General features: G+C 54.7%; 5 protein-coding genes. 4 read left to right on the forward strand and 1 reads right to left on the reverse strand.

Annotated features, from left to right (window positions below):
* On the forward strand, positions 1 to 1,340 hold a 1,340-nt coding region (locus Q0349_RS06920; protein ID WP_366916289.1), incomplete at its 5' end, for a helicase-related protein.
* A gap of 196 nt (positions 1,341 to 1,536) precedes the next feature.
* Entirely contained in the window at positions 1,537 to 2,244 is a 708-nt protein-coding gene (locus Q0349_RS06925) for a hypothetical protein (RefSeq protein WP_298080144.1), read from the forward strand.
* A gap of 124 nt (positions 2,245 to 2,368) precedes the next feature.
* Here Q0349_RS06925 and Q0349_RS06930 read toward each other — a convergent pair whose 3' ends face one another.
* Complete coding sequence (locus tag Q0349_RS06930) at positions 2,369 to 3,076, reverse strand: DUF3800 domain-containing protein (RefSeq protein WP_298080145.1); 708 nt, start codon at positions 3,074 to 3,076, stop codon at positions 2,369 to 2,371.
* A 396-nt stretch (positions 3,077 to 3,472) separates the two neighbouring features.
* Here Q0349_RS06930 and umuD point away from each other — a divergent pair, with 396 nt between their 5' ends.
* Positions 3,473 to 3,880, forward strand: coding sequence for a translesion error-prone DNA polymerase V autoproteolytic subunit (gene umuD, locus Q0349_RS06935; protein ID WP_298080147.1), 408 nt, complete (start codon positions 3,473 to 3,475; stop codon positions 3,878 to 3,880).
* A partial coding sequence (locus tag Q0349_RS06940) for a Y-family DNA polymerase (protein ID WP_298080146.1) occupies positions 3,864 to 4,958 on the forward strand: 1,095 nt, incomplete at its 3' end. The genes umuD and Q0349_RS06940, both read left to right, overlap by 17 nt.

A 4,958-nucleotide genomic window follows, 5' to 3' on the forward strand; every position in this document is an offset into this window, starting at 1 on the left:
CGGCACGCCTGGAGAAATCGCTGGGGCGGCTGGAGTTCGCCCTGCGCATGATCAGCTATCAGCCCTCGGAGTTCGTCAAACGTTACTTCCCGCGCAAGTCGTTCTCGCTGGCGCTGATTGACGAGGCACACGAGTATAAGGTCGCCGGCTCCGCCCAGGGGCAGGCTATGGCCGTCCTCTGCGGCGAAGCGGAAAAAGTGCTCTGCCTCACCGGCACGCTGATGGGCGGTTACGCCTCCGACCTGTTCTACCTGCTCTTTCGTGCCATGCCGTCGGAAATGCTCAAGCTCGGCTTCGGTCCGACGCAAGGCGGCAGTTTCTTCAGCGCCGAAGCCCGCTTCATGGCGCACTACGGCTGTCTGATTGACGTGTACAAGAGCCGGGAGGATGGCACCTTCAAAACCGCACGCGGCAAGAAGGTGGCGAGCCAGACGCGCAAGGCACCGGGCTTCTCGGCGACCGGCATTGCCCGCTTTGTCCTGCCCTATGCCGTATTCATGCGGTTACAGGACGTCGGCGACGTCTTGCCGGGTTATCACGAAGAAACCCGCCTCATCCCGATGACGGCGACAATGCGGGAAGCCTACCGCCATCTGCACCTGCGTCTCGGCAACCGCCTGCGTGCCGCGCTGGCACACCGTGACAACAGTCTCACCGGCGTGGTCATCAACGCGCTCCTGCGCTGGCCGGACACCTGCTTCCGTGCCGAGACCATCACCCACCCGCGCGACTGCCGTGACATCCTCGCCGAAACCGCCAGCCTGTTCGCCGACGGCGCACCGACACCGAAAGAGGCGGACGTCATCAACCTCTGTCTGCAAGAAAAACAGCAGGGGCGGCGGGTGCTGGTCTATACCGTCTATACCGGCGGACACGATACGGCCACGCGGCTGCGTCAGCTGATGCAGCAACACGGCCTGAAAGCTGCGGTGCTGCGCTCAACGGTGAGCAGCGACGCGCGCGAGGACTGGATCGCCGACCAGGTGGAGCATGGCATCGACGTGCTCATCACCAATCCGGAGCTGGTGAAAACGGGCCTGGATTTGCTGGCGTTTCCGACCATCTACTTCTGCCAGACGGGCTACAACGTCTATACGGCGGCGCAAGCCTCAAGACGCAGTTGGCGCATTGGTCAGGAAAACGACGTGCGGGTGTACTACGCCTGCTACGCAGACAGCACGCAGGTGCAATGCCTCGAACTGATGTCCAAAAAAATCAAGACGGCACTCTCGACGATGGGGGTGATGCCGGAAACCGGGCTGGATGTTTTCGACGAAGACGAAAGCAGCGAAGGTTCGGTGGTAGAAGCGCTGGCCAAACAACTGCTCGGTGCTAGGTAAGTCCGGCCCAGCGTAGAAACCGCGCAAAAGGGCAGGGCACAACACCTGCTCACCGGACGCGTAAGCATCCACGTTCACGGCCGCAAGGCCATCATCGGCGGTAACGCCACCACCGGGTCGCAAGACCCATTCCCTGACGGGGCAGTCCCCCGTTGGGGGATTGCTCCTTTTTTTCATGCAAACAAAGGAGTTATTTATGACAAATTGGGTAGCCAATTCTGTCCGTTGTGACAGCCTCGAAGTCCTGGGCAAACTGCGTGATTTTAACCGCATCATCCCGATGCCGCTGGCACTGGAAAAAACCGAGAGCGGCTCGAACAGCGGCCATTACGAAAGGCTGATTTTCGACGGTCTGTCCTTTCGGGACATCATCCAACCGGAGAATGCCCCACCCAGTTTCCTACGGTTTGGGCAAGACGACTACGGCGATACTTACAACATTTGCCGACCCATGCCGCTTGCCGAGTGGCTGCCCCTGGCACGCCGCTATCACCTCTGCCGCAGCCTCTACGGTTACGCGACCTGGTACGACTGGCGTGTAGAGGAGTGGGGTACCAAGTGGAACTGCCATGAATATCGCCTAGAAGACAGTGACCGCTGTACCTTTGAAACGGCCTGGACACATCCGGGTCCCATTATCGAGGCGCTGTCACGGCAACATCCGCAGCTGGTACTTGAAGTCTGCTACGCCGATGAAGACCTCGGCAACAATACTGGCCGCTATTCCATCAAAAATGGGAAGTGGTTTGATGCCGTCTGGATACTGGATGGCAGCCGCGAAGCCTACGAAATTGCTTTTGCGTTGTGCGGAGAGGAGGATTACCGCTGGGATGACGAACGGCAAACCTACATTCCCATCGATGACGACGGGGAGGAAGATCCTGATGACATGGCGGATGCGTAAGCGTTGCCATGTAAACAATAAAAAAAGCGCCGAATGGCGCTTTTTTTATTGGGCTGTACTAGATTGGCAGATATGGGAAGTTTTAAATTAAAGCATTTCAATAAATGTTTTATTGAAAAACTGCTTACAACAATTTTTCATACAATCCATGTGTTACACCTCCTTCTGAATCAAAACAATCTTTAATAATATTAAAAAACTGACTATCATTATGCTGATAATGTCGATACAATGCGAAAGCAATCAAATCGGCTAATTGAATCAATCTTGACGCTTTAGAATCTAGGAATACGGGAACTTCTGCGTAATTGTGTGTATGTCCCCAAGAATGACCATTGTACTTGAATTCCCGTGCCAACGTTTGGATACGCTTTTCGGTAGTTGACTTGTCAAACAGCATCAATCCTCGCTGTTTATCGCCCTTATTATACAACCGTTTAAGAAACAGGTCGAAACGGCTAGATAACTGTTCGAAGGCATGAATAACGGGATCCGTACCAGAAAGCTTGTATTTATTAATAACTGCAGCAAACAGACGTACTTGGGGATTACTTTTACGATAATTTTTGGCAATAGCAATATTTAGGGCGTCTTTTATCGCCTGTATCCTTTCTTCTAATTTGTACTCTTTCCATCCATCTTTCCCACTCCTCATTGGTGAACCATGTAATTCTAAGGCATCATAATCAGATGAGAAACGTTGCACAATTTGGTTTAAATCTTGTTCTAACCAATGCGCTTTTGTTTCAAATACGGCGACGCCGGCAAGGACAAAATAATGTTGTGCTGGATCTTGAACAGCACCAGACTCATCTACATACAATAAATACATGATCTAACCCTAGAAATAAAAAAAGCCGCTTCTACTGCGGCTTTCAAGGTAAGCCAGGTAACCAAAATCGGTTATTTACGCCATAAATGGACAGCGAACACCTGACCTGTGTGCATTATATTATTTTTGGATTTTATGTGCAAGCATGATGTTTCCTTGTAGGCAAGTTTGTACAAAATTTGACGGCAGTCGCGTGGTACCTGCAGCTGTTGCCTCGCCTAAAAATCCCCAGTTGTGCAAAGATCTCCAAATTTCTATCGAGCCTACCTTGTGTACGCTATCATAGTATTTATGACTACTGATTCTGCTGCCCATCTTGCGGCTCACGCTACCGTTCATCATCTGAATCTATTGGGTAATGCCCCAACAGAACCCTCGTTACTGCCCCTGCCTCTGATGCTCACCCGCGTTGCTGCCGGTTTCCCTTCCCCGGCTGATGACTACGTCGAGCAGATGCTCGACCTCAACGAGTATTGTGTACGCAATGCGCCGGCGACCTTTTATTTGCGGGTCGAATCTGATGGGGATTCCATGATTGATGCCGGGATTTTCCCCGGTGACGTGCTGTGCGTGGATCGCTCTTTGCAGTCGCAGAGCGGCGATATCATCATCGCTGCCCTGGATGGGGGGTTCACGGTAAAAGAGCTGGGCTTTGTTGGCGGCGCACCTTTGTTGATTCCGCACAATGCTGCCTACAAGGCGCAGCCGGTTTCCGCTGACAGCGATTTTGAGATTGTCGGTGTGGTGACAGCCGTCATTCGTAAATTGCGCCGGGGCAAGGCTGCCCATGTTCGCGCTGATTGATGCCAATTCTTTCTTCGCCTCTTGTGAGCAGGTCTTTCGCCCGGATTTGCGCGGCAAGCCGGTGGTGGTGCTGTCCAATAACGACGGCTGTGTCATTGCCCGTAATGCCGAGGCCAAGCTGTTGGGTATTCCGATGGGGGAGCCTTATTTCCGTTGCCGGGATTTCCTTCGCGTGCGCGGTGTTGCAGTCTTTTCCAGCAATTATGGGCTCTATGCCGATATTTCCAACCGGGTGATGCAGACCATCGCCACTTTTGCCCCGGCGCTGGAGGTGTACAGCATTGACGAGTGTTTTGTGGATGCCGGCGGTCTTTCCGGGCTGGACGCGCTGGGACGTGAGTGGCGACAGATTATCCGGCAGTGGACCGGCATCACCTGCGGTATTGGTTTTGGGCCGAGCAAGACCTTGGCGAAACTCGCCAATCATGCCGCCAAGCAGTATCCCAAGACCGGCGGGGTAGTAGATTTGTCCGACCCGGTCCGGCAGCGCCGCTTGCTCGCCATCACCCCGGTGGAAGAGGTGTGGGGCATTGGTCGCCGTCTGGGCGAGCATCTGCGTGCTTTGGGTATCCAGACCGCGCTACAGCTCGCCGACAGTCATCCGGGATGGATCCGGCAGCGCTTCAACGTTGTGTTAGCGCGTACTGTGGCCGAGTTAAACGGGCAAAGCTGCCTGCAGCTGGAAGAGGTACGTCCACCGAAACAGCAAATCATCAGCAGCCGCTCCTTCTCAAGTGCGATTACTGACCCGGAAGCATTATGCGAAGCGGTGGCCGAGTACACCGCACGTGCCGCCGAGAAGCTACGCCAAGAGAAGCAGGAATGCCGCATGGTGACGGTCTTTGCCCGTAGCGCTCGTTATGGGCAACAGCCCTACAGTGCACAGCGCACCGTAGCCCTGGCGGCATCGACGGCAGACACCCGCGACCTGTTGCGTGCGGTACGCCCGGCGGCGCTGGAGATATTTCGGGCTGGGGTCAAATTCGCCAAGGCCGGTGTCCTGCTCTCCGAGTTCAGCCGGGGCGAACGGCAGCCGCCGTTGTTTGCCGTGCCAGGCATCCGTAACAATCACCAGCTG

Source organism: uncultured Cardiobacterium sp. (assembly GCF_938028185.1).
GTDB lineage: Bacteria > Pseudomonadota > Gammaproteobacteria > Cardiobacteriales > Cardiobacteriaceae > Cardiobacterium.

What these genes read in the sequence shown, in the direction of transcription:
- Q0349_RS06925 (WP_298080144.1), top strand. Translation starts at nt 1,537, where the DNA reads ATGACAAATTGGGTAGCCAATTCTGTCCGTTGTGACAGCCTCGAAGTC.
- umuD (WP_298080147.1), top strand. Translation starts at nt 3,473, where the DNA reads ATGCTCACCCGCGTTGCTGCCGGTTTCCCTTCCCCGGCTGATGACTAC.
- Q0349_RS06930 (WP_298080145.1), bottom strand. Translation starts at nt 3,076, where the DNA reads ATGTATTTATTGTATGTAGATGAGTCTGGTGCTGTTCAAGATCCAGCA.